Origin of the sequence: Streptomyces tropicalis (assembly GCF_029269835.1) — a bacterium.
GTDB lineage: Bacteria > Actinomycetota > Actinomycetes > Streptomycetales > Streptomycetaceae > Streptomyces > Streptomyces tropicalis.
Genome location: NZ_JARJBB010000001.1, coordinates 130,709 through 157,610, shown reverse-complemented (window position 1 = coordinate 157,610; position 26,902 = coordinate 130,709). Strand labels below are relative to the sequence as shown.

At 72.5% G+C, this 26,902-nt stretch carries 24 protein-coding genes and 1 riboswitch; of the genes, 17 read left to right on the top strand and 7 right to left on the bottom strand.

The annotated features are described in order from the left end of the window. Positions 1 to 23: 23 nt before the first annotated feature. Together P3H78_RS00700 and P3H78_RS00695 are read right to left on the bottom strand one after the other, a co-directional pair. On the bottom strand, positions 24 to 1,886 hold the full coding sequence (locus P3H78_RS00700) for a hypothetical protein (protein ID WP_276106720.1): 1,863 nt from the start codon (positions 1,884 to 1,886) through the stop codon (positions 24 to 26). Between the two features lie 170 nt (positions 1,887 to 2,056). After that, positions 2,057 to 2,269, bottom strand: a complete 213-nt coding sequence (locus P3H78_RS00695; RefSeq protein ID WP_276106719.1) for a hypothetical protein — start codon at positions 2,267 to 2,269, stop codon at positions 2,057 to 2,059. A gap of 140 nt (positions 2,270 to 2,409) precedes the next feature. Between P3H78_RS00695 and P3H78_RS00690 the strand changes: the two genes are divergently transcribed. Continuing rightward, on the top strand, positions 2,410 to 3,384 hold the full coding sequence (locus P3H78_RS00690; protein ID WP_276106718.1) for a carbohydrate kinase family protein: 975 nt from the start codon (positions 2,410 to 2,412) through the stop codon (positions 3,382 to 3,384). Between the two features lie 101 nt (positions 3,385 to 3,485). Here P3H78_RS00690 and P3H78_RS00685 read toward each other — a convergent pair whose 3' ends face one another. Continuing rightward, complete coding sequence (locus P3H78_RS00685; RefSeq protein WP_276106717.1) at positions 3,486 to 4,868, bottom strand: cysteine desulfurase/sulfurtransferase TusA family protein; 1,383 nt, start codon at positions 4,866 to 4,868, stop codon at positions 3,486 to 3,488. A 293-nt stretch (positions 4,869 to 5,161) separates the two neighbouring features. Between P3H78_RS00685 and ctaC the strand changes: the two genes are divergently transcribed. The 4 genes from ctaC (at position 5,162) to P3H78_RS00665 (ending at position 9,642) form a co-directional block, all read left to right on the top strand. Further along, positions 5,162 to 6,121, top strand: coding sequence for an aa3-type cytochrome oxidase subunit II (gene ctaC, locus P3H78_RS00680; RefSeq protein WP_276106716.1), 960 nt, complete (start codon positions 5,162 to 5,164; stop codon positions 6,119 to 6,121). Next, positions 6,118 to 7,854 carry an aa3-type cytochrome oxidase subunit I gene (gene ctaD / locus P3H78_RS00675; protein WP_276106715.1) on the top strand — a complete coding sequence of 579 codons (1,737 nt, stop codon included), beginning with the start codon at positions 6,118 to 6,120 and terminating at the stop codon, positions 7,852 to 7,854. The genes ctaC and ctaD overlap by 4 nt, the downstream gene beginning before the upstream one ends. Then, complete coding sequence (locus P3H78_RS00670; RefSeq protein ID WP_276106714.1) at positions 7,851 to 8,249, top strand: cytochrome c oxidase subunit 4; 399 nt, start codon at positions 7,851 to 7,853, stop codon at positions 8,247 to 8,249. Before ctaD ends, P3H78_RS00670 begins: the two co-directional genes overlap by 4 nt. Positions 8,250 to 8,379: 130 nt before the next feature. Further along, positions 8,380 to 9,642: a L,D-transpeptidase gene (locus tag P3H78_RS00665; RefSeq protein ID WP_276106713.1), complete on the top strand. Its 1,263-nt coding sequence runs from the start codon at positions 8,380 to 8,382 to the stop codon at positions 9,640 to 9,642. A gap of 140 nt (positions 9,643 to 9,782) precedes the next feature. Here the strand turns inward: P3H78_RS00665 and P3H78_RS00660 are convergent, their stop codons facing one another. After that, positions 9,783 to 10,184, bottom strand: a complete 402-nt coding sequence (locus P3H78_RS00660) for a response regulator (protein ID WP_276106712.1) — start codon at positions 10,182 to 10,184, stop codon at positions 9,783 to 9,785. A 187-nt stretch (positions 10,185 to 10,371) separates the two neighbouring features. Between P3H78_RS00660 and ctaE the strand changes: the two genes are divergently transcribed. The 6 genes from ctaE (at position 10,372) to P3H78_RS00630 (ending at position 17,682) form a co-directional block, all read left to right on the top strand. Further along, positions 10,372 to 10,983, top strand: coding sequence for an aa3-type cytochrome oxidase subunit III (gene ctaE / locus P3H78_RS00655; RefSeq protein WP_276106711.1), 612 nt, complete (start codon positions 10,372 to 10,374; stop codon positions 10,981 to 10,983). 124 nt (positions 10,984 to 11,107) lie between these two features. Further along, entirely contained in the window at positions 11,108 to 11,917 is an 810-nt protein-coding gene (gene qcrC / locus P3H78_RS00650) for a cytochrome bc1 complex diheme cytochrome c subunit (RefSeq protein ID WP_276106710.1), read from the top strand. After that, positions 11,914 to 12,981 carry a cytochrome bc1 complex Rieske iron-sulfur subunit gene (gene qcrA, locus P3H78_RS00645; protein WP_276106709.1) on the top strand — a complete coding sequence of 356 codons (1,068 nt, stop codon included), beginning with the start codon at positions 11,914 to 11,916 and terminating at the stop codon, positions 12,979 to 12,981. Before qcrC ends, qcrA begins: the two co-directional genes overlap by 4 nt. Continuing rightward, positions 12,978 to 14,615 (top strand): cytochrome bc1 complex cytochrome b subunit, encoded by a 1,638-nt coding sequence (qcrB, locus tag P3H78_RS00640; RefSeq protein WP_276106708.1) that lies wholly within the window; start codon positions 12,978 to 12,980, stop codon positions 14,613 to 14,615. Before qcrA ends, qcrB begins: the two co-directional genes overlap by 4 nt. Positions 14,616 to 14,753: 138 nt before the next feature. Then, entirely contained in the window at positions 14,754 to 15,818 is a 1,065-nt protein-coding gene (gene trpD / locus P3H78_RS00635) for an anthranilate phosphoribosyltransferase (protein ID WP_276106707.1), read from the top strand. Between the two features lie 125 nt (positions 15,819 to 15,943). Then, a riboswitch (SAM riboswitch) is annotated at positions 15,944 to 16,060 on the top strand. A gap of 221 nt (positions 16,061 to 16,281) precedes the next feature. Then, positions 16,282 to 17,682, top strand: coding sequence for an aminotransferase class V-fold PLP-dependent enzyme (locus P3H78_RS00630; protein WP_276106706.1), 1,401 nt, complete (start codon positions 16,282 to 16,284; stop codon positions 17,680 to 17,682). A 27-nt stretch (positions 17,683 to 17,709) separates the two neighbouring features. Here the strand turns inward: P3H78_RS00630 and P3H78_RS00625 are convergent, their stop codons facing one another. Together P3H78_RS00625 and P3H78_RS00620 are read right to left on the bottom strand one after the other, a co-directional pair. After that, positions 17,710 to 17,991, bottom strand: coding sequence for an Lrp/AsnC family transcriptional regulator (locus tag P3H78_RS00625; protein ID WP_276106705.1), 282 nt, complete (start codon positions 17,989 to 17,991; stop codon positions 17,710 to 17,712). Then, a complete protein-coding gene (locus P3H78_RS00620) occupies positions 17,988 to 18,677 on the bottom strand; it encodes a rhomboid family intramembrane serine protease (RefSeq protein ID WP_276107308.1) in 690 nt (229 codons plus the stop codon). The genes P3H78_RS00625 and P3H78_RS00620 overlap by 4 nt, the downstream gene beginning before the upstream one ends. 218 nt (positions 18,678 to 18,895) lie before the next feature. Here P3H78_RS00620 and P3H78_RS00615 point away from each other — a divergent pair, with 218 nt between their 5' ends. The 5 genes from P3H78_RS00615 to P3H78_RS00595 all read left to right on the top strand — a co-directional run bounded on the left by P3H78_RS00615 (position 18,896) and on the right by P3H78_RS00595 (position 24,315). Further along, positions 18,896 to 19,135, top strand: a complete 240-nt coding sequence (locus P3H78_RS00615; protein WP_093826198.1) for a hypothetical protein — start codon at positions 18,896 to 18,898, stop codon at positions 19,133 to 19,135. A gap of 62 nt (positions 19,136 to 19,197) precedes the next feature. Further along, the gene (locus tag P3H78_RS00610) at positions 19,198 to 20,547 is read left to right on the top strand and encodes an NYN domain-containing protein (protein ID WP_276106704.1); all 1,350 of its coding nucleotides are present in this window, start codon (positions 19,198 to 19,200) and stop codon (positions 20,545 to 20,547) included. Positions 20,548 to 20,784: 237 nt separating this feature from the next. Further along, on the top strand, positions 20,785 to 21,819 hold the full coding sequence (locus tag P3H78_RS00605; RefSeq protein ID WP_276106703.1) for a C40 family peptidase: 1,035 nt from the start codon (positions 20,785 to 20,787) through the stop codon (positions 21,817 to 21,819). A 244-nt stretch (positions 21,820 to 22,063) separates the two neighbouring features. After that, entirely contained in the window at positions 22,064 to 23,086 is a 1,023-nt protein-coding gene (locus tag P3H78_RS00600; RefSeq protein ID WP_276106702.1) for a C40 family peptidase, read from the top strand. 32 nt (positions 23,087 to 23,118) lie between these two features. Beyond that, positions 23,119 to 24,315, top strand: a complete 1,197-nt coding sequence (locus tag P3H78_RS00595; RefSeq protein ID WP_276106701.1) for a hypothetical protein — start codon at positions 23,119 to 23,121, stop codon at positions 24,313 to 24,315. On the opposite strand, the gene P3H78_RS00590 is transcribed toward P3H78_RS00595, so the two are convergent. Beyond that, positions 24,272 to 25,525 (bottom strand): glycosyltransferase 87 family protein, encoded by a 1,254-nt coding sequence (locus tag P3H78_RS00590; protein ID WP_276106700.1) that lies wholly within the window; start codon positions 25,523 to 25,525, stop codon positions 24,272 to 24,274. The genes P3H78_RS00595 and P3H78_RS00590 overlap by 44 nt on opposite strands. 167 nt (positions 25,526 to 25,692) lie before the next feature. On the opposite strand from P3H78_RS00590, the gene P3H78_RS00585 reads away from it, so the two are divergent. After that, positions 25,693 to 26,835, top strand: coding sequence for a glycosyltransferase family 4 protein (locus P3H78_RS00585; protein ID WP_276106699.1), 1,143 nt, complete (start codon positions 25,693 to 25,695; stop codon positions 26,833 to 26,835). Positions 26,836 to 26,902: the final 67 nt, after the last annotated feature.

The window sequence follows — 26,902 nt, the reverse complement described above, 5'->3', positions numbered from 1 at the left end:
GGCCGCCGCCTTGTGCGTCGCGCTCAGCGTGCGAGCGACGAGGTCTGCGGCCTGCGCGCTCCCGCCTTCCCCTGGGCGATCCGCCCGCCGTCGGCGCCGACCACCGTCCGGTCGCCGAGCGGCCGGTCCAGGTGCAGCGTCCGCTGGTACTCCTTGGCGATCAGGATGCAGACCTTGCCCGGCTGCCGCTTCTCGGTGACCGTCACCGTCACACGGTCCCCGCTCTCGCGTGCCGAGGCCGTGTAGGCGGCGCACACCCCGCCCTCGAAGGCCACGGTCAGGTCGTTGCCCGAGGTGGTGTACCCCGTGACGGCCACGGTGCGGGTGGCCGGGGCGCCGCTGCCGCTCGGCGCCGGCTGCCCGGGAGCCGCGGCCCCGGCCAGAAAGCGCGGGTCGACCGCCGGGTAGGCGACCGTGAAGCCCTCCTGCCCGTCCTGTCCGCGCACGCGGAACAGCCAGGACGGCACCAGCGCCTGCCGCCCCTGCGAGGACCGCGCGGCCAGTCCGAACACCGCCCCGTCGACGGTCAGGTCGTCCCGGGTGTTCCGCGGGGCCCGGCACGGCCCCTCCAGCCGGTCCTTCGGCGGCTTCGGGACGGTGCAGCCGCCGACGCCCATCCGGTGGTCGGTCCGGGGCGCCCCGTTCATCAGGTCCAGCGTCCGCCGTGCGCTCAGCACCGGGTACGTGTCGCCCTTGACCGGCTCCTTCAGCTGACCGCTGCCGCCGACCACCTCGCCCTGCGCGCCGACTGTGAGGGTCGTGGACCACCCCTGGGTGGGCAGGCCGCCGACCACGGGGTCGGCGTTGACGACCCGCTGCGCGCCCATGACCTGGTGCGCGTCCACGGAGGCGCGGTCCTGACCCAGGGCCTTCAGCACCGGCGCCGCCGCCTTCCCGGCGGCCGCCTCGCTCACCGGGGTGACCGCGGGGGCGGCCGGGTCGTGCGTGCACAGCACGCCCTTGCAGTCGTCCGTGCCCGGCGCGTACCGGGTGAACGTCCACGCCCCCGGCGCCTGCCTGCGCACCCGGAGCATCGGCCCCGAGCCGTCCCTGCCGCTGCCCACCGTCCACTCCTGCGCGGCGGCCACCGGCGTCCCCTCGACGCCGAGCGCCCTGGCGAGCCGGGCCACCCGGTCCTCGGTGACGTCGCCCTTCGCCCAGTACGCGGCCGCCGAGGCGGGCCCCTGGGGGAGCGTCCCCTTCAGGTGGTAGGTCGCGCCGTACGGGTTGGGCTCGCCCGGCGCGATGCCGTTGCCGCCGCCGTCGCCCCCGGCGTCCGCCCCGCCGGTCCCGCCCTGCCCGGGGGCGGAGTAGCCGTCGAGCACCAGGGGGGCGGGGGCGCCGTGCCCGCCGGGTGCCGCCGCGTCCGCACGGCCGCCGCCGGACGCGCTCGTGGCCAGATACGCCCCGCCGCCGCCCGCCAGCAGCACGGCGGCCGCGACCGCGACCGCCGCGAGCGGCGACCGCCCGCGCAGGGGCCGCCCCGCCCGCTCCCCGTCCTCCGGACCGCCCACGACCGAGATCTCCTCGGCGTGCGACTTCTCGGTGTGCGACTTGTCGGCGAGGGGGTTCTCGGCCTGCGTCCGCGCGGCCCGGGCCTCTCCGGCCGCCGCCTTCGCGCCCGCGTCCGGCGCGACATCCGGCTCGTCCGTCGTGGCGTCCGCCGATCCGACGGCGTCCGGTTTCCCGGCCTGCGTCCGGGCGGTCCGGGTCTCCTCGGTGCCCGGCTCCCCGCCGGACGGTGCGGCGGCGTCGGTCTCCGGGGCGGCCGGCGCCTTCTCCGGGGCTCCGTGCCCGGCCCGGGGCGCCGAGGCCGCCCGCTCCTGCGCGGCTCCCTCGGCGGTACCCGCGGCCGCGTCCTCGTTCTCGGGTCGCTCGGTGTTCACCGCATCGCTCCTTCGGCTGCCCGTCTGTCCCGGAAACCCTGACCCGGCCCTGTCAAAAATGATCGGCCGACGGGTCGTATCCCGCATCCCCCGGACGGGGGACGGCGATGGGACGCGGCGGGGGAGCGCGCGGTTCCCCGGGACGGGCGCCGCCCCGGGGAGGAGGGGGGTCAGTCCCCGTAGTCGGACATCGCGTCCAGCAGCCGCGCGGAGGACGCCGGGACCCGGACGCCGTGGATGCGGGACGGCTTCACCGGCCGGACGGCGGCCCGGTCGGGCGCCGCCCAGTGGGGGGCCATCCGCGCGCAGTCCCCGCGCAGCGACGCGAGATCGCCGTCCAGGTCGGACGGGACGGGGGCGGTGTGCACCTCGAGGTTCGTCATGACGGCACCGTAAGCACGGAGTGCCTCACGAAGAAAGATCTACTATCGGGTATTTTTGCCTGCTTCTGGCCACCCTGCCGACCGGGTAGCGTGAAGTGTCAGTCCACCCCCCTGTCTCCCACCGCAGGAGAGTCCACGCCGTGCGCATCGCAGTCACCGGCTCCATCGCCACCGACCACCTCATGACCTTCCCCGGCCGTTTCGCCGACCAGTTCGTCGCGGACCAGCTGCACACGGTCTCGCTCTCCTTCCTGGTCGACCAGCTGGACGTCCGGCGCGGCGGGGTCGGCGCCAACATCGCCTTCGGCATGGGGCAGCTCGGCACCGGGCCCGTCCTGGTCGGCGCCGCCGGCCCCGACTTCGCCGAGTACCGCGCCTGGCTCGACCGGCACGGCGTCGACACCTCCTCCGTCCGGATCTCCGAGACGCTGCACACCGCCCGCTTCGTGTGCACCACGGACGCCGACCACAACCAGATCGGCTCCTTCTACACGGGCGCCATGAGCGAGGCCCGGCTCATCGAGCTGAAGGCCGTCGCCGACCGCGTCGACGGCCTCGACCTGGTCCTGATCGGTGCGGACGACCCCGAGGCGATGCTCCGCCACACCGAGGAGTGCCGCTCCCGCTCGATCCCGTTCGCCGCCGACTTCTCCCAGCAGATCGCCCGGATGAACGGGGAGGAGATCCGGATACTGCTGGACGGGGCGACCTACCTCTTCTCCAACGAGTACGAGAAGGGGCTCATCGAGTCCAAGACGGGCTGGACCGACGCCGAGATCCTCTCCCGGGTCGGCCACCGCGTGACCACCCTCGGCGCGCGCGGCGTCCGCATCGAGAGCGAGGGCCGGGACGCGGTCGAGGTCGGCTGTCCCGACGAAGAGCGCAAGGCCGACCCCACGGGCGTCGGCGACGCCTTCCGCGCCGGCTTCCTGTCCGGCCTGGCCTGGGGCGTCTCCCTGGAGCGCGCCGCCCAGGTCGGCTGCATGCTCGCCACCCTGGTGATCGAGACCGTCGGCACCCAGGAGTACCAGCTGCGCCGCGCCCACTTCATGGAGCGCTTCACCAAGGCGTACGGCGACGACGCGGCCCGCGAGGTCCGGGCGCACCTCGGCTGACCCGGGCGCGTCCCGCCCGCTCCGGTCCGGCCGCACCCACGGGTGCGGCCGGACCGGCGGGACCGGCCGCACCGGCGAAGGGGCCGCCCCGGCCGTCGGGGTCAGGAGATCCGGCGGACCACGTAGGCCGCGCCGCCGTCCGCCGCTTCCTCACCCACGTACTCCTGCCCCCGCATCTCGCACCAGGCGGGGATGTCCAGGCGGGCGGCCTCGTCGTCGGCGAGGACGCGGACCGTGCCGCCCACCGGGACGTCCCCGATCACCTTCGCCAGCTCGATCACCGGGATCGGGCAGCGCCGGCCGAGCGCGTCCACGACCAGCTCGTCCCGGGCCGGGGCCGTGCCCGGGGCCGCGGCCGGCGCCCCCAGCTTCTCCCGGACCCCGGCCACCGCCTCCGGCAGCACCGCGAGGAACCGCTCGACCTCGTCCCCGGGCGTCCCCGGCGGCAGCGACACCCGCACGTTGCCCTCGCTCAGCACGCCCATCGCCCGCAGCACATGGCTCGGGGTCAGGGTGCTGCTCGTGCACGACGAGCCGGAGGAGACGGAGAAGCCCGCGCGGTCCAGCTCGTGCAGCAGTGTCTCCCCGTCGACATAGAGACAGGAGAAGGTGACGACTCCGGGCAGCCGGCGGTCCGGGTCGCCCACCACCTCCACGTCGGGCACCAGACGCGGTACCCGTGTCCGGATCCGCGCGGTCAGCTCGCGCAGCCGCCCGGCCTCCGCGGCCGCCTCCGCCCGCACCGCCCGCAGCGACGCCGCCGCCGCCACGATCGCCGGGATGTTCTCGAAGCCGGCTGCCCGGCCCGACTCGCGCTCGTCCGCCGGGCCCCCGGGGGCGAACCGCACCCCCTTGCGCACGGCCAGCAGCCCGACGCCGGGCGGCCCGCCCCACTTGTGCGCGCTGGCCGCCAGCAGCGACCAGTCCCCTTCCACCGGGCCCCAGCCCAGCGACTGGGCCGCGTCCACCAGCAGGGGCACCCCCGCGGCCCGGCACGCCTCGCCCACCGCGCCCACCGGCTGCTCGGTGCCCACCTCGTGGTTGGCCGACTGCAGGCAGGCCAGCGCGGTGTCCGGCCGCAGCGCGGACCCGTAGGCCGCCGGGTCCACCGCGCCGGTGCGGCCGACGGGCACCTCGGTGACCGCCCCGCCGTCCGCCTCGTGCGTCCGTGCCGCGTGGAGGACCGAGGAGTGTTCGACTGCTGACACGATCAGGTGGCGCCCGATGCGGCGCCGGCCGGCCAGGGCGCCGGCCACGCCGGTGTGCACGGCGCGCGTGCCGGAGGAGGTGAAGACCAGCTCGTCGGGGCGGCACCGCACCGCCTCGGCGGCCGCCTCGCGTGCCGCGTCCAGCAGCAGCCGCGCCCGCCGGCCCTCCCGGTACAGCCGGGCCGGGTCCGCCCAGCCCTCGTCCAGGGCGGCCAGGAGCGCCTGGCGGGCGACGGGGTGGAGGGGAGCGGCGGACGCCGCGTCGAAGTAGGCCACACCGCAACGCTACGACCTGCGGCGCGGGGAACCGTACGGGTGGCGTCCGCGGGCCGGTGCCGCGACCGGTTCCGGCGCCCGACCCGCCGTCACATATCGACCCACCCCCGGTCATCCCACCCCTTCGGGGTGACCCGCGGCGCGTATGGCACCCTCCCCGCGACCCTCCGGATGGCGTCCAGTAGGGTTTGGTCCGCATAAACATCCAAACCCCTGCCCGACGCAGGGCGGCGACCGACCAGCGAGAAGGCCGCAGCCGAACAGCGCGGGCGAGACTCTCGGGAAGGCGCTACGTGAGTCCCAACGGCTCCGACCGCTCGCCGCGGCGCCCGATGCGGCGGAAGCTGCTGCAGGCACTGACTGCGGGCCTGGTCCTGGCGACCGCAACCGGTTGCACATACAAGGACTTCCCCCGGCTGGGTATGCCCACCCCGACCACGGAAGAGGCTCCGCGTGTCCTCTCCCTGTGGCAGGGTTCCTGGGCGGCCGCGCTCGCGGTCGGCGTCCTGGTGTGGGGCCTGATCCTGTGGAGTTGCTTCTTCCACCGGCGCAGCCGCACCAAGGTCGAGGTTCCTCCGCAGACCCGGTACAACATGCCGATCGAGGCGCTGTACACGGTCGTCCCGCTCATCATCGTCTCGGTCCTGTTCTACTTCACGGCCCGGGACGAGTCGAAGCTCCTGGATCTGTCCAAGAAGCCGGACGTGACGGTCAACGTCGTCGGCTACCAGTGGAGCTGGGCGTTCAACTACATCGAGCCGGTCCCCGGTTCGAAGGGCAACGCCAAGACCGACCCGAACCTGGCCACCATTCCGGACCGGTTCAAGAACGACTTCCCGGCCAACGCCGGCGGTGTCTACGAGGTCGGTGTGCCCGGCGAGCGGAACCCGCAGACCGGCAACCCCGGCCCCACCCTGTGGCTGCCCAAGGGCAAGACGGTCCGCTTCGTCCTCACCTCGCGGGACGTCATCCACGACTTCTGGGTGCTGCCGTTCCTCATGAAGCAGGACGTCGTCCCCGGCCACACCAACTCCTTCCAGGTGACCCCCAACCAGGAGGGCACCTTCCGGGGCAAGTGCGCCGAGCTCTGCGGCCAGGACCACTCCCGGATGCTGTTCAACGTGAAGGTCGTCTCTCCGGAGCGCTACGAGCAGCACCTCAAGGACCTCGCTAAGAAGGGGCAGACCGGTTACGTTCCCGCCGGCATCGCGCAGACGAGCCACGAGAAGAACCGGGAGACGAACAACCTGTGAGCATCCTCAACGAACCTCAGGGTGCCGCGGCGGCCGAGGGCTCTTACGAGAGCGAGCTGCCGGTCCGGCGCAAGCAACCCGGAAACGTCGTGGTGAAGTGGCTGACGACCACCGACCACAAGACGATCGGAACGCTGTATCTGGCGACGTCGTTCGCGTTCTTCTGCATCGGCGGCGTGATGGCGCTCTTCATGCGCGCCGAGCTCGCCCGCCCGGGCCTGCAGATCATGTCGAACGAGCAGTTCAACCAGGCGTTCACGATGCACGGCACGATCATGCTGCTGATGTTCGCGACGCCGCTGTTCGCGGGCTTCGCGAACTGGATCATGCCGCTGCAGATCGGCGCCCCGGACGTGGCGTTCCCGCGGCTGAACATGTTCGCCTACTGGCTGTACCTGTTCGGCTCGTCCATCGCGGTGGGCGGCTTCCTCACCCCGCAGGGCGCCGCCGACTTCGGCTGGTTCGCCTACAGCCCGCTCTCCGACGCGGTGCACTCGCCGGGTCTGGGCGGTGACCTGTGGATCATGGGTCTGGCCTTCTCCGGCTTCGGCACGATCCTCGGCTCGGTCAACTTCATCACCACGATCATCTGCATGCGCGCGCCGGGCATGACCATGTTCCGCATGCCGGTGTTCACCTGGAACGTGCTGCTCACCGGTGTGCTGGTCCTGCTGGCCTTCCCGGTGCTGGCGGCGGCCCTGTTCGCGCTGGAGGTGGACCGCAAGTTCGGCGCCCACATCTTCGACGCGGCCAACGGCGGGGCGCTGCTGTGGCAGCACCTGTTCTGGTTCTTCGGGCATCCCGAGGTGTACATCATCGCGCTGCCGTTCTTCGGCATCATCACCGAGGTCATCCCGGTCTTCAGCCGCCGCCCGATCTTCGGCTACATGAACCTGATCGCGGCGACCATCGCGATCGCGGGTCTGTCGGTGACCGTGTGGGCCCACCACATGTACGTCACCGGTGGCGTGCTGCTGCCGTTCTTCTCCTTCATGACCTTCCTGATCGCGGTCCCGACCGGTGTGAAGATCTTCAACTGGATCGGCACCATGTGGAAGGGAAGCCTCTCCTTCGAGACGCCCATGCTCTGGGCGATGGGCTTCCTGATCACCTTCACCTTCGGTGGCCTGACCGGCGTCATCCTGGCCTCGCCCCCGATGGACTTCCACGTCTCCGACTCGTACTTCGTGGTGGCGCACTTCCACTACGTGGTCTTCGGCACGGTCGTCTTCGCGATGTTCTCCGGCTTCCACTTCTGGTGGCCGAAGATGACGGGCAAGATGCTCGACGAGCGCCTGGGCAAGATCACCTTCTGGACGCTGTTCGTCGGCTTCCACGGCACCTTCCTGGTCCAGCACTGGCTGGGCGCGGAGGGCATGCCCCGCCGCTACGCCGACTACCTCGCGGCCGACGGCTTCACCACGCTGAACACCGTGTCGTCGATCTGCTCGTTCCTGCTCGGCCTGTCGATCCTGCCGTTCCTCTACAACGTCTGGAAGACGGCCAAGTACGGCGAGAAGATCGAGGTCGACGACCCGTGGGGGTACGGCCGCTCGCTGGAGTGGGCGACCTCCTGCCCGCCGCCGCGGCACAACTTCGTCACCCTGCCGCGGATCCGCAGCGAATCCCCGGCGTTCGACCTGCACCACCCCGAGCTCGCTGCGCTCGACCAGCTCGAGAACACCGGACACGGCAACGCGGCCCTGGCCGGCAGCAAGGAGGCCGGCAAGTGAAGATCCAGGGCCGGATGTTCATGTGGCTGAGCGTCTTCGTCCTCGCCATGGCGGTCGTCTACGGCGTGTGGTCGAAGGAGCCGGCCGGTACCACGGCGCTCTTCCTGGCCTTCGGCCTGTGCATCATGATCGGCTTCTACCTGGGCTTCACGGCCCGGCGGGTCGACGCGGGTGCCCAGGACAACAAGGAGGCCGACGTCGCGGACGACGCCGGTGAGGTCGGCTTCTTCAGCCCCCACAGCTGGCAGCCGCTCGCGCTCGGCATCGGCGGCGCACTCGCCTTCCTCTCCATCGCGGTGGGCTGGTGGCTGCTCTACTTCTCGCTGCCGGTCGTCCTGGTCGGTCTGTGGGGCTGGGTGTTCGAGTACTACCGCGGTGAGAACCGCACCCAGTAGCACGCGCAGCGCTCTTGGGAGCCCGGACACTCCGCTCGGAGTGTCCGGGCTCCTGCGTATGCAGTACCGACCCTCCCTCGGACGGGTGACCCGCCGTGCCGAAGCCGAAGAAGCTTTCTAGCGTGAGGTCATGAGCACGACTCCGCACAGCCGCACCGTCGTCAGCTGCGCACTGCTGGTCGTCGCCCTCGGTGCCGGCGCCGCCGCCTGCGGCGCGGACGGCAACCCGCTGGCCGACACCCCGTACGACGCAGCGGACCAGATCTCCTTCAACGGTCCCACCGAGGCCGGCCAGAAGGCCGACCCGGACAAGCCGCTGGAGGTCACCGCAGACGGCTCGGACGGCCGCATCACGGATGTGACGGCCGTCGACACCACGGGCCGCTTCGTCTCCGGTGAACTCTCCGCCGACGGCACCCACTGGCACAGCACCTCACCGCTGGCCGCCAACGCCCACTACACGCTCCGGGTGAGCACCGAGGACGACGACGGCGCACCCGGCCGCAAGGTCATCACCGTCGACACCAGCAAACCCGAGATCAAGAAGCGCCTGAACGTCACGTTCGGGCCGCAGGCGGGCACCTACGGTGTCGGCCAGCCCATCACCGCCGACCTCGACCAGCCGGTCAAGGACAAGGCCCAGCGCACCCTCGTGGAGCGCGCCCTCAAGGTCGACTCCGTGCCCGCGGCCCAGGGCTCCTGGTACTGGGTCAACGACAAGCAGCTGCACTACCGCCCCCGCGACTACTGGCCGGCCCACGCCCAGATCCAGGTGCACAGCACCCTGGAGAACATCAGGATCAGCGACCGGCTCTGGGGCGGCGCCGCCAAACCCCTCAAGATCACCACGGGTGACCGCATCGTCGCCGTCACGGACGCCGCCGCGCACACCATGTCGGTCTACAAGAACGACCAGATGATCAAGCAGGTGCCCGTCACCACCGGCAAGCCCGGCTTCGACACCCGCAACGGCGTCAAGGTCATTCTCGCCAAGCAGTCCGTCGTCCGGATGAAGAGTTCGACCGTCGGCATCGCGCAGGGCTCCAGCGACTCCTACGACCTGCTGGTCCACTGGGCGACCCGCGTGACCTGGAGCGGCGAGTACGTGCACGCCGCACCCTGGTCGGTGGGCTCCCAGGGCATCGCCAACGTCAGCCACGGCTGCACCGGCATGAGCAACGAGAACGCCCAGTGGTTCTTCAACGCCGTGCACGAGGGCGACCTGGTGCAGGTGATCAATTCCGGGGGCCAGCAGATGGAGCCGTTCAACAACGGCTTCGGCGACTGGAACCTCCCCTGGGGCAAGTGGCTCCAGGGCAGCGCGGTCAACTCCTCGGGCCAGGACTCCCAGCCCCAGGCGGACCGGGCGCGGCTCAGCCCGCAGGACCTCTGAGCGCCGCCCGGGCGCCGCACGGCCCCGGCCGGCCCCATCCGGTCACGCAGGCCCCGTACGGCCCGCGGAAGGCGTCCTGAGGCGCTTTCCGCGGGCCGTACGGGACCGCGGCGCCGGGCGGGCGGAGCTCCGGGCTCCGCTCAGGCGTTCAGGGCCGCGCGGTCCCTCAGCAGGGACGCCAGCGCGGAGGCGAACTCCACCGGCTCCACCGGCAGGGTCACCGCCGCGTCCGCCCGGCTCCAGGTCGCCAGCCAGGCGTCCTGCGGCCGGCCGATCAGCAGCAGCACCGGCGGGCACCGGAAGACCTCGTCCTTGATCTGCCGGCACAGGCCCATGCCGCCCATGGGCACGGCCTCGCCGTCCAGGACGCAGACGTCGATCCCGCCCCGGTCCAGCTCCCGCAGCACCGCGTCCGGGGTCGCGCACTCCAGGAACTCCACGGCGGGGGCGTCCGGGGCCGGTCGCCGACCGGTCGCGAGCCGCACCTGCTCCCGGGTCCGGGCGTCATCGCTGTAGACCAGCACCGTGGCGGTCGCCTGCATTGTTCCTCCGCGTCATTGGTCGGGAACTTCCGGGTACCGATGGCGCGGATGCTACTCCCTTCAACTCCTGGTCAACAGCGCCGGGAACGGGCCTTCGATGGGCCATCCGGGCTGGACACACCCCACGGACACTCCGAACGGCACCCCCCGGAGTGAGGGCGGGATAAGCGAGCGACATAATGTCGGCGTGGCGACAGCAACGACAGTAGAAACCGGGCACGCGCACCCGTCGGTCAACCGGCCGAACCTCACCAGCGTCGGAACCATCATCTGGCTGAGTTCCGAGCTGATGTTCTTCGCGGCCCTCTTCGCGATGTACTTCACCCTGCGATCGGTGACGGGTCCGACGCACTGGAAGGAGATGGCAAGTCATCTCAACCTTCCGTTCTCGGCGACCAACACCACGATCCTGGTGCTCTCCTCGCTGACCTGCCAGCTCGGCGTGTTCGCGGCCGAGCGCGGGGACGTGAAGAAGCTCCGGGGCTGGTTCATCGTCACCTTCATCATGGGTGCGATCTTCGTCGGCGGTCAGATCTTCGAGTACACGGAGCTGGTGAAGAAGGACGGCCTCTCGCTGTCCTCGGACCCGTACGGCTCGGTGTTCTACCTGACCACCGGCTTCCACGGCCTGCACGTGACGGGCGGCCTGATCGCCTTCCTGCTGGTCCTCGGCCGTACCTACGCGGCCCGGAGGTTCACCCACGAGCAGGCGACCGCCGCGATCGTCGTGTCCTACTACTGGCACTTCGTCGATGTCGTCTGGATCGGGCTCTTCGCCACGATCTACCTGATCCGGTAATCGGAGCCGTCCGCGGCGGGTCGGTTTTCACCCGAACGTGGAGGTCCGAGGACCGAAGCACCCGCGGCGAACCGAGCCACATCCAGAAGCATCGACGCAGAAGATCCTGACACCGGGGTAATCCGTGAAAAAGCTCTCCGCACGACGACGCCATCCGCTGGCGGCGGTCGTCGTCCTACTCCTCGCGCTGGCGGCCACTGGGGGGCTGTACACCGCGTTCGCGCCCGCGAGCAAGGCGAAGGCCGACGACACGGCCCAGTCCCTCACCATCGAGCAGGGCAAGAAGCTCTACGAGGTCGGCTGCGCCAGCTGCCACGGCACCGGTGGCCAGGGCTCCAGTGACGGTCCGAGCCTGGTCGGCGTCGGCGCCGCCGCCGTGGACTTCCAGGTCGGCACCGGCCGTATGCCGGCCCAGCAGCCCGGCGCGCAGGTGCCGGCGAAGAAGGTCATCTACTCGCAGGCCGAGATCGACCAGCTCGCGGCGTACATCGCCTCCCTGGGTGCCGGCCCGGCCGTGCCCACCAAGAACGACTACAGCCCGGAGGGCGCGGACATCGCCAAGGGCGGTGAGCTGTTCCGCACGAACTGCGCGCAGTGCCACAACTTCACCGGCCATGGCGGTGCGCTGACACACGGCAAGTTCGCTCCGGACCTGGGCGACGTGTCCCCGAAGCACATCTTCGAGGCCATGCAGACCGGCCCGCAGAACATGCCGTCCTTCCCCGACACGACGATGACGGCGAAGAACAAGAAGGACATCATCGCGTACCTGAACGCGGTCAACGGCAACGAGACCGTGACCCCGGGCGGCTTCGAGCTGGGCGGCCTCGGTCCGGTCAGTGAGGGTCTGTTCGCCTGGGTCTTCGGACTGGGCGCGCTGATCGCCGTCGCCGTCTGGGTCGCCGCGCGGACCGCAAAGGCCAAGAAGTCATGAGTAGCCAAGACATTCCCGAAGAGAACCTGCCCGCTGAGCAGGCCGCCCACGAGGGCGCCCACGGCGCGGTGTCCGTCGCGGACGAGAAGAACCCGTTCGCCGACCCGGGCCTGCCGCCCCACGAGCACCGGATCCAGGACGTCGACGAGCGGGCCGCCCGGCGGTCCGAGCGGACGGTCGCCCTGCTGTTCACGGTGTCCATGCTCGCCGCCGTCGCCTTCATCGCCTCCTACGTGGCGATCCCGAAGGACAAGGCGATCTACGTCTTCCCGCTGGGCCACATCAGCGCGCTGAACTTCGCGCTGGGCCTGACGCTGGGACTGGCGCTGTTCTGCATCGGCGCGGGCGCGGTCCACTGGGCCCGCACCCTGATGTCCGACGTGGAGGTCGCCGACGAGCGCCACGCGATCGCCGCGGACCCCGACACCCGTGCGAAGGTCCACGCGGACTTCAAGCTGGGCGCCCAGGAGTCGCAGCTCGGCCGCCGCAAGCTGATCCGCACCACCATGCTCGGCGCGCTCACCCTGGTGCCGCTCTCCGGCATCGTGCTGCTGCGCGACCTCGGTCCGCTGCCCGGCGACAAGCTGCGCCACACCCTGTGGGCCAAGGGCAAGCGCCTCGTCAACATGAACACCAACCTGCCGCTGCGCCCCGAGGACGTCGCCGTGGGCTCGCTCACCTTCGCCATGCCCGACGGGCTGAAGGAGACCGACGAGGACTTCCAGACCGAGATCGCCAAGGCGGCCCTGATGATCGTCCGGCTCCAGCCGGACAACATCAAGGACAAGCGCGAGCTCGACTGGTCGCACCAGGGTGTCGTGGCCTACTCGAAGATCTGCACCCACGTGGGCTGCCCGATCTCCCTGTACGAGCAGCAGACGCACCACGTGCTGTGCCCGTGCCACCAGTCCACCTTCGACCTCTCCGACGGTGCCCGAGTGATCTTCGGCCCCGCCGGCCACGCCCTGCCGCAGCTGCGCATCGGCGTGGACAGCGAGGGTTACCTCCAGGCGCTCGGCGACTTCGAGGAGCCCGTCGGTCCTGCATTCTGGGAGCGCGGATGAGCACTACATCCAGCAACGAGTCCCGCTCGCGCGGGAAGGCACCGGCCGGCGAGCGCGTCGCCGACTGGGCCGACGGCCGGCTCGGGATCTACTCCCTGGCCAAGGCCAACATGCGCAAGATCTTCCCCGACCACTGGTCGTTCATGCTCGGCGAAGTCTGCATGTACAGCTTCCTCATCATCATCCTCACGGGTGTGTACCTGACGCTGTTCTTCCACCCGTCGATGAACGAGGTGGTCTACCACGGCAGCTACGTCCCGCTGCAGGGACAGCTGATGAGCGAGGCGTTCAACTCGACCCTGCACATCTCCTTCGACGTGCGCGGTGGCCTGCTCATCCGGCAGATCCACCACTGGGCCGCGCTGATCTTCCTCGGCGGCATGTTCGTGCACATGATGCGCGTGTTCTTCACCGGCGCGTTCCGCAAGCCGCGTGAGGTCAACTGGCTGTTCGGCTTCCTGCTCTTCGTCCTGGGCATGTTCACCGGTTTCACCGGCTACTCGCTCCCGGACGACCTGCTCTCCGGCACCGGTGTCCGCTTCATGGAGGGCGCGATCCTGTCCGTGCCGGTCGTCGGCACGTACCTGTCGTTCTTCCTCTTCGGCGGGCAGTTCCCCGGCGGCGACTTCGTGGCCCGGTTCTACTCGATCCACATCCTGCTGCTGCCGGGCATCATGCTCGGCCTGATGGTGGGCCACCTGATCCTGGTCTTCTACCACAAGCACACGCAGTTCGCGGGTCCCGGCAAGACGAACAACAACGTCGTCGGCATGCCGCTGCTGCCGGTGTACATGGCCAAGGCCGGAGGCTTCTTCTTCCTGGTCTTCGGTGTGATCGCGGCCATCGCGGCACTGTTCTCGGTCAACCCGATCTGGGCCATGGGCCCCTACCGGCCGGACCAGGTGTCCACCGGCGCCCAGCCCGACTGGTACATGGGCTTCGCGGAGGGCCTCATCCGTGCGATGCCGGGCTGGGAGATCAACTTCTGGGGTCACACGCTGATCCTCGGGGTGTTCATCCCGCTGGTCATGTTCGGTGTGGTCCTCATGATGATCGCGCTCTACCCTTTCGTGGAGTCCTGGGTCACCGGAGACAAGAGCGAGCACCACATCCTGGACCGCCCGCGCAACGCCCCGACCCGCACCGCGTTCGGCGTCGCCTGGATCACGATCTACATGGTGGGTCTGATCGGTGGTGGCAACGACCTGTTCGCCACGCACTTCCACCTGTCGCTCAACGCCGTGACCTGGTTCGTCCGGATCGCGTTCTTCGCCGGACCGGTGCTCGCGTTCGTCATCACCAAGCGGATCTGCCTCGGCCTCCAGCGCCGGGACCGGGACAAGGTGCTGCACGGTCGCGAGACCGGCATCATCAAGCGCCTGCCGCACGGTGAGTTCATCGAGGTCCACGAGCCGCTCAGCCAGGAGCAGCTGCACACCCTCACGGCGCACGAGCAGTACCAGCCGGCCGAGATCGGCCCGACGGTCGACGAGAACGGTGTCGAGCGCAAGGTCAAGGGCTCGGAGAAGCTGCGCGCCAAGCTCAGCAACGCCTACTACGGCGAGGACTCCCAGATCCCGAAGCCGAGCGTCGAGGAGTACAAGGAGATCACGAGCGGCCACGGCCACCACTGATCGCTGCGCACGCCACGCCACGACGAAGGGCCCGGTCCGGGTACGGACCGGGCCCTTCGCCCTGTCCGGGGCTGGATAGGGTGGGGACCGTACGACAGATGCGTCCCGGCCCGCGGGGCGCCGATCCAGGAGCGGCTTATGAGCGCTGTGACCCCCGCTGGAGGCGACACCGCGGCGGGCCGTTCCTGGCCCCAGGTGCTGAACGGCCTGCTCGAGGGCCGTGACCAGAGCGCCGACGACACGGCCTGGGCGATGGACCGGATCATGCGCGGCGAGGCGACCGACGCCCAGATCGCCGGCTTCGCGGTGGCGCTGCGGGCCAAGGGCGAGACGGTCGAGGAGATCACCGGCGTGGTCCGGGCCATGTACGAGCACGCCCGGGTGATCGAGGTGTCGGGCCCCACCGTCGACATCGTCGGCACCGGCGGCGACGGCGCGAAGACGGTCAACATCTCCACCATGTCGGCGCTGGTGGTCGCCGGGACCGGCGCGAAGGTGGTCAAGCACGGCAACCGCGCGGCCTCCTCGGCGTCGGGCTCCTCCGACGTCCTGGAGCAGCTCGGCGTGAACCTCGACCTGACCCCGCAGCGGGTCGCCCAGGTCGCGGAGGAGGCGGGCATCACCTTCTGCTTCGCGGTGAAGTTCCACCCGGCCCTGCGGCACGTGGCGGCCGCGCGCGGCCAGCTGGGCATCCGGACCGTCTTCAACGCCCTCGGCCCGCTGACCAACCCGGCGCGGGTCAAGGCCCAGGCGGTCGGGGTCGCCGACCCGCGCATGGCGCCGATGATCGCCGGGGTGTTCGCCGAGCGCGGCAACTCCTCCCTGGTCTTCCGCGGCGACGACGGCCTCGACGAGCTGACCACCACCGCCACCTCCCGGGTGTGGGTGGTGCGGGACGGCGCCGTCACCGAGGAGCGCTTCGACCCGCGGGACGTGGGCCTGGAGCTGGTGCCGGTGGAGGCTCTGCGCGGCGCCGACGCCTCCTACAACGCCGGGGTGGCCCGCCGTCTGCTGGACGGCGAGCGCGGTCCGGTGCGGGACGCGGTCGTGCTGAACTCGGCGGCTGCGCTGGTCGCCCTGGCACCGGGCCCCGGCACGCTGGCCCAGCAGATCCGGGCCGGCATGGACCGGGCCGCCGAGTCCCTCGACTCCGGGGCGGCCGCCCGTACGCTGGAGCGCTGGGTCAAGGCCAGCAACGCCTGATCCGCACGGCGGCGAGCGCCGGGAGAAGGCCGGCAACGCCTGATCCGCACGTCGCGCACGGGGCGCGGTCCGTATGGCGGACCGCGCCTTGCGCGCCGAAGACCGTGTGGCAGGATGTGGAACCAGGTCATGAGCGACAGCCCTTCGGCCCCGGCCGGCTGTCCGGCAACCCTCCGTCCGTGGCGGGGTGCCCCGGGTGAGGACCAGGCCGTGGACAGCAGGGTCCACGGCAAGCGCGGACCCCTCGCGCGCTGCCGAGGCAGCGTGGGGCCAGGGGTCCTGGTCGTTCGAGGGAGCCTTCCGTGAGCAAGCGAATGAGCTAGGGCCGCAGCGCCCCGCCTCCGCACGCCCATCGTTCCTTTCTGCTTCCCCGCCCCCTGTGCTCCCGTGCCGTCGACGCGTGTTCCGCGGTTTCCCGCGCCGTCCGGCACGGCGACCGGGCCTGCCTCACGGGAGTTCCGCCATGTCCGTCTCCACCGTTCTCGCCGACCGTTCCCTCGCCGCCCCGCTGCCCGTGCTGGGGCGGGACGTCACCGTGCCGCTCGTCACCGGCGGCGAGGTCGCCTACGCCGCCCTCGACTACGCCGCCAGCGCCCCCGCCCTCCAGCGCGTCTGGGACGACGTGGCGGCGTACGCGCCCTACTACGGCAGCGTGCACCGCGGCGCCGGCCACCTGTCCCAGCTCTCCACCGACCTGTTCGAGAACGCCCGCACCACCGTCGCGGACTTCCTCGACTGCCGGAGCGGCGACCAGGTCGTCTTCACCCGCTCCACCACCGACTCCCTCAACCTGCTGGCGCACGCCCTGCCGGCCGGCTGCCGGGTCTACGTCTTCGAGACCGAGCACCACGCCTCGCTGCTGCCCTGGCGGGACGCGGACGTCACCTTCCTCGACGCGCCGCGCACCCCGCGGGACGCCGTGCGGATCCTGGAGCGGGCCCTCGCCGACCGCAGCCCCTCCCCGGGCTCCCGGCCGCGCCCGGCCGGGGCGGGCCACGACGGCCCGGCCCTGGTCTGCGTCACCGGCGCCTCCAACGTCACCGGCGAGCTGTGGCCGGTACGGGAGCTGGCCGCCGCGGCCCACGCGCACGGCGCCCGCATCGTCCTGGACGCGGCGCAGCTGGCCCCCCATCACCCGGTGTCGGTGCGGGACCTGGACGTGGACTGGGTGGCCTTCTCCGGGCACAAGCTCTACGCCCCCTTCGGCTCCGGCGTGCTCGCCGGCCGCGCCGACTGGCTGGTGGAGGCCGAGCCCTACCTCGCCGGGGGCGGCGCCAGCCGCCGGGTCGCCCGGCGCGCGGACGGCGGGGTCGAGGTGGAGTGGCACGCGGGTGCCGCCCGCCACGAGGCCGGCTCCCCGAACGTGATCGGCGCCTACGCCGTCGCCTCCGCCTGCCGGGCCCTGTCCGACGCCGGCTTCGCGTCGCTGGTGGCCCGTGAGCAGGACCTGCTCGCCCGGGTCCGGGCCGGACTGGCCGAGGTGCCCGAGGTCAGGGTGCTGTCCCTCTTCGGCGACGACGCGCCGCGGGTCGGCGTGCTCTCCTTCGTCGTCGAGGGCTGGAACAGCTCCCACTTCGCCGCCGCGCTCTCCGCCGAGTACGGCATCGGCGTCCGCGACGGCCTCTTCTGCGCCCACCCGCTGCTGCGCACGCTGCTCGGCGGCGACCCGCAGACCCAGGGGGAGTGCGGCGCCCCGGAGGCCGCGCCGGGGGAGAGGTCCCTCAACGCGATCCGGGTCAGCTTCGGCGCGGGCACGCCCGACGAGCACGTGGAGCGGTTCGTCGGCGCCGTGCGGGAACTGGTCCGCGAGGGCGCCCGGTGGCGGTACCGGACGCAGGACGGCCGCTGCGTGCCCGCGGTGTGACCCCCGTGCGGGGCGGCGTTCAGGCGGTCAGGAGTCCAGGCCGATCGAGAACGCCGCCTCCAGGTCGTGCTGCGAGTACGTCCGGAACGCCACGTGCGTGTCCGTCCCCTCCACGCCCGGGATCCGGCTGATCCGGCCCGGGATGACCTCCGCGAGGTCCTCGTGCTGCGAGACCCGCACCATGGCGATCAGGTCGTAGGTGCCGGTGACGGAGAAGACCTCGCTCACGGACTCCAGGGCGGCGATCTGCTCCGCGATCTCGGGGATCCTGTCCACGCTGGTCTTGATGAGGACGATCGCGGTGATCACGGCTGGTTCTCTCCCTCGGGGGCCGGAGCAGGGGCTGGCCTCACTCTAGTCGTCCGCCCGAAACGGGCCCACGCGTAGCCGAAGCCGAGGGCGAAGCCCACCAGGTGGGCCAGGTAGGCCACCTGCGGCCCCTGCGCACTCTGCCCGGCCGCCAGCCACTGCAGGGCCGCCCAGAACGGCAGCACCACCCAGGCCGGGAAGCGCAGCGGCAGGAAGAACAGGAACGGCAGGAGACTGGTCACCCGGGCCCCGGGGAACAGGTAGAGAAACGCACCGAGGACCGCCGAGATCGCCCCCGACGCCCCTACCAGGGCCTGCTCGGAGGCGGCGTTGGCGGCCGCGTAGCCCAGCAGTGACAGATAGCCGCAGCCCACGTAGAACAGCGTGAACTGGACGCGCCCCATGCGTTCCTCGGTCATCGCCCCGAAGACGTAGAGGAAGAGCATGTTGCCCAGCAGATGCACCCAGCTGCCGTGCACGAACAGGGCCGTCACGGGGGTGAGGGCGGCCCGGGCCGAGCCCTCGAACAGCTCGGCGGGGACCACGCCCCAGTGGCGGAAGTAGGCCTGCTGGGCCGCCAGCAGCCGCTCACCGGTGCCGTGGACCGGGTCGAGCCCCGAGACCGGGCCCACGGCGAAGGCCAGGCCGCACAGCACGATCAGGGCGCACGTCACCGGGGCCGGCATCCCGCGCGCCGCCCTGACCGTCCGGACGGCGAGGCCCGCTGCCGCATTCCAGTAGGTGATCACCAACAGAGCATGACGTAACCGGACGCACCCCCGCAGACCGCCTCGCCGCCGTGGACGGGCGGGCGGGCGGGTGCCGGCACGCCGTAGGGTTACGGACCACACGCACCGGGAGTCCGGCGCGTCACGGACACTGGCAAGGAAGGCGAACAGCCACGATGACGGTTCCCCTGCCGACCGCCTCGACGCGGTGGCGCTGCACCCTCTGCGGCAACCTCACCCGTTTCGACGTCACCCGCTCGTCCAAGGTCGTCGAGTACGTCCACCTCGATCTGGCCGGAGAGCCGAAGGTCGAGGAGCGCGAGGTGGTCAGTGAGACGATCGAATCGGTGCGCTGCCGCTGGTGCAACGCCGTGGACCAGGTCGAACTCGTGGACAGGCCGGGCACCGACTCCTGAGCGGAGCGGGCCCGCACCGGCGATCCCCGACGAGGGGATCCGGCTAGGCATAGGGGTGACGGATGGCGGAGACACGAGGCGGGGAGCCGGGCGACGGCGCCGCCGAGGTGCTCGACCGCCCGCTGCCCGACGGCGTGCGCCGCAGGGTGGTGCAGATCGTCTCCGACGGCTTCGGCGGCCTGACGGTCGCGGAGCTGCCCGCCCAGCTGCGCCAGTACGCCCGCTTCGCCCCGAACCGGCGGGCCAAGTTCGCCGGCAACGCCATGGCCGCGGCGGTGGAGTCCGACCCGCTGTTCCGCCAGCGCATCGGGGAGAAGTTCAGAGAGGCCGAGCCGGAGTTGTCCGGCGCCCTGGACTCCGGCACACCGCCCCCGGCCGCGGACCCGCTCGACGTGGCGGCCGCGGCCTACGTACTGCGGCCCGCGGGCTGGGTGAAGCTGGTGACGGCCGCCGGCGAGGAGGCCCAGCGGGCGGACGCCGAGCGGGCCGACGAGGAGAGCCGCGCCGAGCTGGCCCGGCTGCGCGACGAACTCGACCGGGCCCGCGAGCAGACCCGCGCCGAGACCGAGCGGCTGCGCGCCGAACTGGACGCCGTGAAGAAGGAGGCCGAGTCGCTGCACCGCAAGCTGCGGGCGGCGCTCAGCGACGTCAAGCGCGGCGAGGCCGCCCTGCGCAAGCTGCGGGGGGAGACCGAGGCGGTGCGCACCGAGGGGCACGCGCAGGTGTCCGCCGCGGAGAGCGAGACCCGGCGCCTCAAGGCGCGCCTCGGCGAGGCGGAGGCGGCCCTGGAGGCCACCCGCAGGGCCGCGCGCGAGGGGCGCAGCGTGGAGGACGTACGGCTGCGGCTGCTGCTGGACACCGTGCTGGACGCGGCGCAGGGCCTGCGCCGGGAGCTGGCGCTGCCGCCGGTGTCGGTGCGCCCCGCCGAGACCGTGGACGCGGTCGAGCCGGGGCGGATGACGCCCAAGGACATCGCCGCCCGTGCCCTGTCGGAGAACGACCCGGCGATCCTCGACCAGCTCCTCGCCCTGCCGCAGGCGCACCTGGTGGTCGACGGGTACAACGTCACCAAGACCGGCTATCCGCAGATGCCGCTGGAGAAGCAGCGGCTGCGGCTGCTCGGCCAGCTCTCGCAGCTCGCCGCGCAGAGCGGCGCGGAGGTCACCTGCGTCTTCGACGGGGCCGAGCTGGTGGCGCCGGTGCTGCTGGCGCCGCCGCGCGGGGTGCGGGTGCTGTTCTCCAAGCCCGGGGTCACCGCCGACGAGCTGATCCGCCAGCTGGTGCGCGCCGAGCCGCCGGGCCGACCGGTCATCGTCGCCTCCACCGACCGCGAGGTGGCCGACGGGGTGGCGCGGGCCGGGGCCCGGCCGGTGGCGTCCGCGGTTCTGCTCAAGCGCCTCGTGCGCGGCTGAGATTCGGGCACATCGACCTGTACGCCCCAACGGCAACGTTGGTTCCTCATGACCGAATTGACCGGTGCGCCGTGCGACACAGGGTCAACCCGCTGTCACCTCGTGTGAGTTGAGTGCAAAGATTGCATTGCGTGACGGGATTTTTTGGTGGGAGGATTTGAATTCATCACGATGAGGTCACTAGGGTCTGGTCGAACCTCCGAGCGGGTGATCACTCAGAAGAAGGAGCTCGCTTCCGTGGCGTCCCACCGTCGACCCAAGCAGCCGAGCCGTGCACGCGTGACCGTGCTCACGACCGCGGCCGCTGCCGCCGTGGCCATCAGCGCGCAGGCCGCCAATGCCGCGCCGAGCGCGAAGCCGAGCAAGGACGAGGTCAAGTCGAAGGTCGACGCCCTCTACCAGCAGGCGGAGCAGGCCACCGAGAAGTTCGACGGGGCCAAGGAGAAGCAGGAGAAGCTCCAGAAGGAGATCTCCACCATCCAGGACAACGTCGCCCGCGGCCAGCAGGAGCTCAACAAGCTGCGCGACGGCCTCGGTTCGCTCGCCGCCGGCCAGTACCGCTCCGGCGGGATCGACCCCTCGGTCCAGCTGTTCCTCTCCTCGAACCCGGACGACTACCTCGACAAGGCGTCCACCCTCGACCAGTTGAGCAGCCAGCAGGTCGACGCGCTGAAGAAGATCCAGGACAAGCAGCGCGAACTGGCCCAGCAGCGGGCCGAGGCCACCGAGAAGCTCAAGGACCTCGCCTCCACCCGCACCGAGCTGGGCAAGAAGAAGAAGGAGATCCAGAGCAAGCTGGGCGAGGCCCAGCAGCTGCTGAACTCCATGACGGCCAAGGAGAAGGCCGAGCTCGCCGCCGAGCAGAGCCGGGCCAGTCGCGCCAGCCAGCGCAGCGCGCTCGACGGCAACACCCCGGCCGCCTCGGGCCGGGCCGGCGCCGCCTTCGCCGCGGCCCAGAGCAAGATCGGCTCGCCCTACGTGTACGGCGCCACCGGCCCGTCCGCGTACGACTGCTCGGGCCTGACCTCCTGGGCCTACGCCCAGGCCGGCGTCTCCATCCCGCGCACCTCCGAGCAGCAGGCCACCATAGGCACCCGGATCTACTCGCAGAGCCAGCTCCAGGTCGGCGACCTCGTCTTCTTCTACGGCGACATCCACCACGTCGGCCTCTACGCGGGCAACGGCCAGGTGCTGCACGCCCCGCACACCGGTGCCGTCGTGCGCTACGAGACCATGGCCGACATGCCGTTCCAGTTCGGCGTCCGCGTCTGAACCACCCCCGCCATCAAGGCGCCGTAGCGCCCGAACGGGCGAATCACGGCACCGGCCGCTGACCCCGCGCCCCGCCCATGACCTGCGTCAGAGGCGGGGCGCCGCGTTGTGCGCCCCCGGAGGTCTTTGGCCGGAGCGTGTCCGCGCGGCTACTGTCTGGCGCGTTTCCCCCGGGCACCGGTCCCGCTCGTCCGTCCGGCGCCGGGGGCGGCCATGTCCGCCAGCGGAAGGAGCGCGGTCAACCGTGGGGTCCCATCGCCGTCTTGCACCGTCCGGGTTCGACCGGGGCACCGGTGCCGCCCTGTGCGCACTGTCCGCCGCGGCCGCGGCACTCGGCGCCGTGCCGGCCGTCGCCGCGCCCCGGGCGCCGCACCCGCCCACCCGCTCCGAGGTGGACCGCCTCTACGAGGAGGCGGAGAAGGCGACCCAGGCCTACGACCGGGCCGACGAGCGCGCGAACCAGCTGCGCCACCGGGTGCACGACGCCCAGGACCGCATCGCCCGGCAGCAGCAGCGCGTCAACACCCTGCGGGACGAAGTGGGTTCGCTGGCCGGGGCCCAGTACCGCACCGGCGGCATGGATCCCTCCCTCGCCCTGCTGTTCTCCGACGACCCGGCCGACTACCTGGACCGGGCCGCCGCCCTCGACCGGATCGGCGCCCACCAGGCCGGGCAGCTGAGGGAACTCCAGCGGGCCGCGCGGGAACTCGCCCAGGAACGCGCGGAGGCGTCCGGCACCCTCGCCGCCCTGGAGCGCAGCCGCGCGCGGGTCGCCGCGCACAAGCGGACCGTGGAGCGGAAGCTCGCCCAGGCCCGTGCGCTCCTCGACTCCCTCCCGGCGGCCGACCGTATGTCCGACGACCGCGCCTCCCGCTCCGGCCGCGACGACCTGCCGGACCTGCTCGGCGGCCCGGCCGCCTCCGGGCGCGCCGCGGCCGCCCTCGCCGCCGCGCAGTCGGCGCTCGGCCGCCCCTACGTCTGGGGGGCCGACGGGCCCTCCGGCTTCGACTGCTCCGGCCTGATGCAGTGGTCCTACGCGCGCGCCGGGGTCCACCTGCCGCGCACCTCGCAGGAGCAGCAGTACGCCGGCCGCCGGATCCCGCTGTCCCAGGCCCGGCCCGGCGACCTGGTCGTCTACCGCTCCGACGCCAGCCACGTCGCGATGTACGTCGGCCACGGCCGGGTCATCCACGCCCCCCACCCCGGCGCCCCGGTGCGCTACGACCGGATCGACATGCTGCCGATCTCGTCGGTGACCCGGGTCTGACGGCCGCAGCGAAGCCGCCGTACGATCGTGAAATGGCTGGTCGAGGACGAGCGTCGGGATCCTGGGCGGTGGCGCTCTGCCTGGCGCTGGCGTCCACCGCGTCCCTGACGTCGTGCGGCGACCTCGCCGACACCGCCCGGGGCCGGGTGCAGCAGGTCCTCGACCGGCGCGCGCGGGCGGTCCTGCACCACGACGAGCGCGCCTTCGACGCCACCGGGGACGGCACGCAGTACGCGAACCTGCGGGCCGTGCCCCTCACGGACTGGTCCTACCGGCTGACCTCGCTGCACCGCACGGGCGGCACCGCCACCGCCGGCGCGGAGCTGCGCTACCGGGTGACCGGGTACGACAGCGCGCCCGTCACCTCCGGCCGCACGCTCACCCTGGCCGCCGGGCCGCAGGGGACCTGGCGGGTCGTCTCCGACCGGCCCGCCGCCAAGGCCTCCCAGCAGCTGTGGGACCAGGGCCCGGTGACCGTGGTCCGCGGCCGCAGCAGCCTGGTCCTCGGCGTCGGCCAGAGCAGCGGCACCCTGCACGGCTACGCGGGCCTGGCGGACCGGGCGGTGCCGGCCGTGTCGGACGCCTGGGGCACCGGCTGGAGCCGGCACGTGGTCGTGCTGGTCCCCAGGACGCTGGACGGGATGGCCGGCCTGCTCGGGTCGCCCGCCTCCCAGTACCGCGGGATCGCCGCCGTCACCACCGGCGAGGCGGGCGGCTCGGGCCGCACCACCCCCGCCGACCGGATCATCGTCAACCCGGACGCGTACGGCATGCTCGGCGGGCTCGGCAAGCAGGTCGTGCTCACCCACGAGACGACCCACGTGGCCACCCGCGCCCGCACCGACCCGGCCACCCCGCTCTGGCTCTCCGAGGGGTACGCCGACTGGATCGGCTACCGCGGCACCGGACGCACCCCCGCCCAGGCCGCACCCGAGCTGCAGCGCGCGGTGGCCGCGGGCCAGGTGCCGGCGGCGCTGCCGACCGACAGGGACTTCGGCTTCGCGGGGGACGCCACCCGGCTCGCGCAGGCCTACGAGAGCGGCTGGATGGCCTGCCGGCTGATCGCCGGCCGGTGGGGCGAGGACAGGCTGCGCGACTTCTACGTCGCCGTCGGCCGGCACCGGCACCGGTCGGGCGCCGTCGAGGACGCGCTGCGGCGGGTGCTGCACACCGCCCCCGGCGCCTTCACCGATCAGTGGCGGGCCTACCTCCGCGCCCAGCTGGGCTGAGCCCGGCGGCGGCCGGACGGCGCGGAGCGGGAGCCTCCGGAGCGGGCGGGACCGTGGCGCGCCAGAGCCGCCGGGCGGCGCTCAGGGACGCGGCGGCCAGCAGCCCGTCGCGCACCAGGAGGAGCGCGACCCCGAGCGGGTCGCTCGCGACGACGTCCGCGAAGAACACCGGGAACTCCAGGACCGTCGCGGCGGCGGCCGCCAGGACCAGCCCGACCGGCCACCGCATCGCGCTCTGCCGGAAGCAGCGGCAGACGGCCCCGAGCCCGACCAGCCACACCAGGTACTGCGGGCTGATGACCCGACTGGTGGTGGTGAGGAGCAGCACGGCCGTGAACGCGGCGTCGGCGACCGCGTGCGGCGCGAGGGCGCGCGCCCGCAGCCGCCACAGCAGCAGCCAGCCGAGGGCCGCCCCGGAGACCGCGAGCGCGGCCGCGGACACCACGTCGACGTACGGGCCGAGGAACTCCACCGAGCCGTAGCGCAGCAGCACCCGCCCGCTCCAGCCGAAGCGCCGGGCGAGGTGGAACACCAGCGCGCCCAGCGACTCGATCTCGGTGCCGCGGTCCCGCTGGGAGGTCAGGAAGGCCAGCGCGCCCGGCGCGGCCAGGGCGGACACCGAGGTGAGCACGGCCACGGTGAGTCCGGCCGCGCCCCACGTCCGCCGCCGGGCCACGCCCACCAGCAGCAGCGCGGGCCACACCTTCAGCAGCGCCCCGAGACCGGCGAGCACACCGGCCGCCCGGGGATGCCGGGCGGCGGCGAGCAGCGCGGCCACCGCGACCGCGGTGACCATCACGTCGTAGCGCGCGTACAGGGTGGGACCGAGGACGGCCGCCCCCGTGGTCCACACCCAGGCGCCGCCCGCGGACCGGCCGGGGCCCCGGCCTGCGCGCAGCAGCAGGCACAGCACCGCCAGGTCGGCCAGCAGGGCCAGTACGAAGAAGGCCGTCGCGTAGCCGAGGAAGGGCAGCGCGCCGGGAGCGACCACGGCGAGCGCGGCGGCGGGCGGGTACTGCCAGGTGACGTCACCGAGGGGGAAGGCGCCGTGCCGCAGCACCTCGTACCAGCCGCGGTAGATCACCGACACGTCGGTCGTGACGTCCGGGCCCGGGAGGACGAGCACCCCGAGCACGCAGAGCAGCAGCACCAGACGGGTCGCGCTCCAGGTCGCGAGCAGCCCCGCACGGCCGCGCGTCGTGCCCGGCATGGTCACCTCGGTCCCCGTCCGTCCGCCCGGTCCGCTTCGTCCGTCCGCTCCCCATGGTCACCCGGCGGACCGGACGCGGACGGCGGACGCGGCCGTGACGGGCCGCACATCCCCCCGCCGGGCGCCCCGCCGGTTCCGGCCGGACGGGTTGGATAGGGTCGGCGGCGATGGACAAGACCCTCGTCGTGACCAACGACTTTCCGCCCCGGCCCGGCGGCATCCAGGCGTTCCTGCACAACATGGCGCTGCGGCTGGACCCGGAGCGGCTGGTCGTCCACGCCTCCACCTGGAAGCGCGGCCGCGAGGGCGCCGAGGCCACGGCCGCCTTCGACGCGGAGCAGCCCTTCACCGTGGTGCGCGACCGGACCACGATGCTGCTGCCCACGCCCGGGGCGACCCGGCGCGCGGCCGGACTGCTGCGCGAGCACGGGTGCACCTCGGTGTGGTTCGGGGCGGCGGCGCCGCTCGGGCTGATGGCCCCGGCGCTGCGCCGGGCCGGCGCCCGGCGGCTGGTGGCCACCACCCACGGCCACGAGGCCGGATGGGCGCAGCTGCCCGCGGCCCGCACCCTGCTGCGCCGCATCGGCGAGTCGGTGGACACGGTGACCTACCTCGGCGAGTACACCCGCTCGCGGATCGCCGCCGCGCTGACGCCCGAGGCCGCCGCCCGCATGGTGCAGCTGCCGCCCGGCGTCGACGAGAAGACCTTCCACCCGGGCTCGGGCGGCGACGAGGTCCGGGCCCGGCTCGGGCTGAGCGACCGGCCCGTCGTCGTGTGCGTCTCGCGGCTGGTGCCGCGCAAGGGCCAGGACACCCTGATCCGGGCCCTGCCGCGGATCCTCTCCGCCGAGCCGGACGCGGTGCTGCTGATCGTCGGGGGCGGCCCGTACGAGAAGGACCTGCGGCGGCTGGCGCGGGAGACGGGGGTGGCGGACGCGGTGCGCTTCACCGGCGCGGTGCCCTGGGCGGAACTGCCCGCGCACTACGGCGCCGGGGACGTCTTCGCCATGCCGTGCCGCACCCGGCGCGGCGGCCTGGACGTCGAGGGGCTCGGCATCGTCTACCTGGAGGCGTCCGCGACCGGACTGCCGGTGGTCGCCGGGGACTCGGGCGGGGCGCCCGACGCGGTGCTCGACGGGGAGACCGGCTGGGTGGTGCGCGGCGGCTCCCCCGAGGAGTCGGCCGACCGCATCACCGCCCTGCTCGGCGACGCCGGGCTGCGCCGGCGGATGGGGGAGCGGGGGCGCACCTGGGTCGAGGAGCGGTGGCGCTGGGACCTGCTCGCGGAGGGCCTGAAGGCGCTGCTCTAGGAGCCCGCGCCCGCGCCCGCACCCGTGCCCGGGTGCGCACGCCGGCACCCGCGCCCGCGATCCTGCC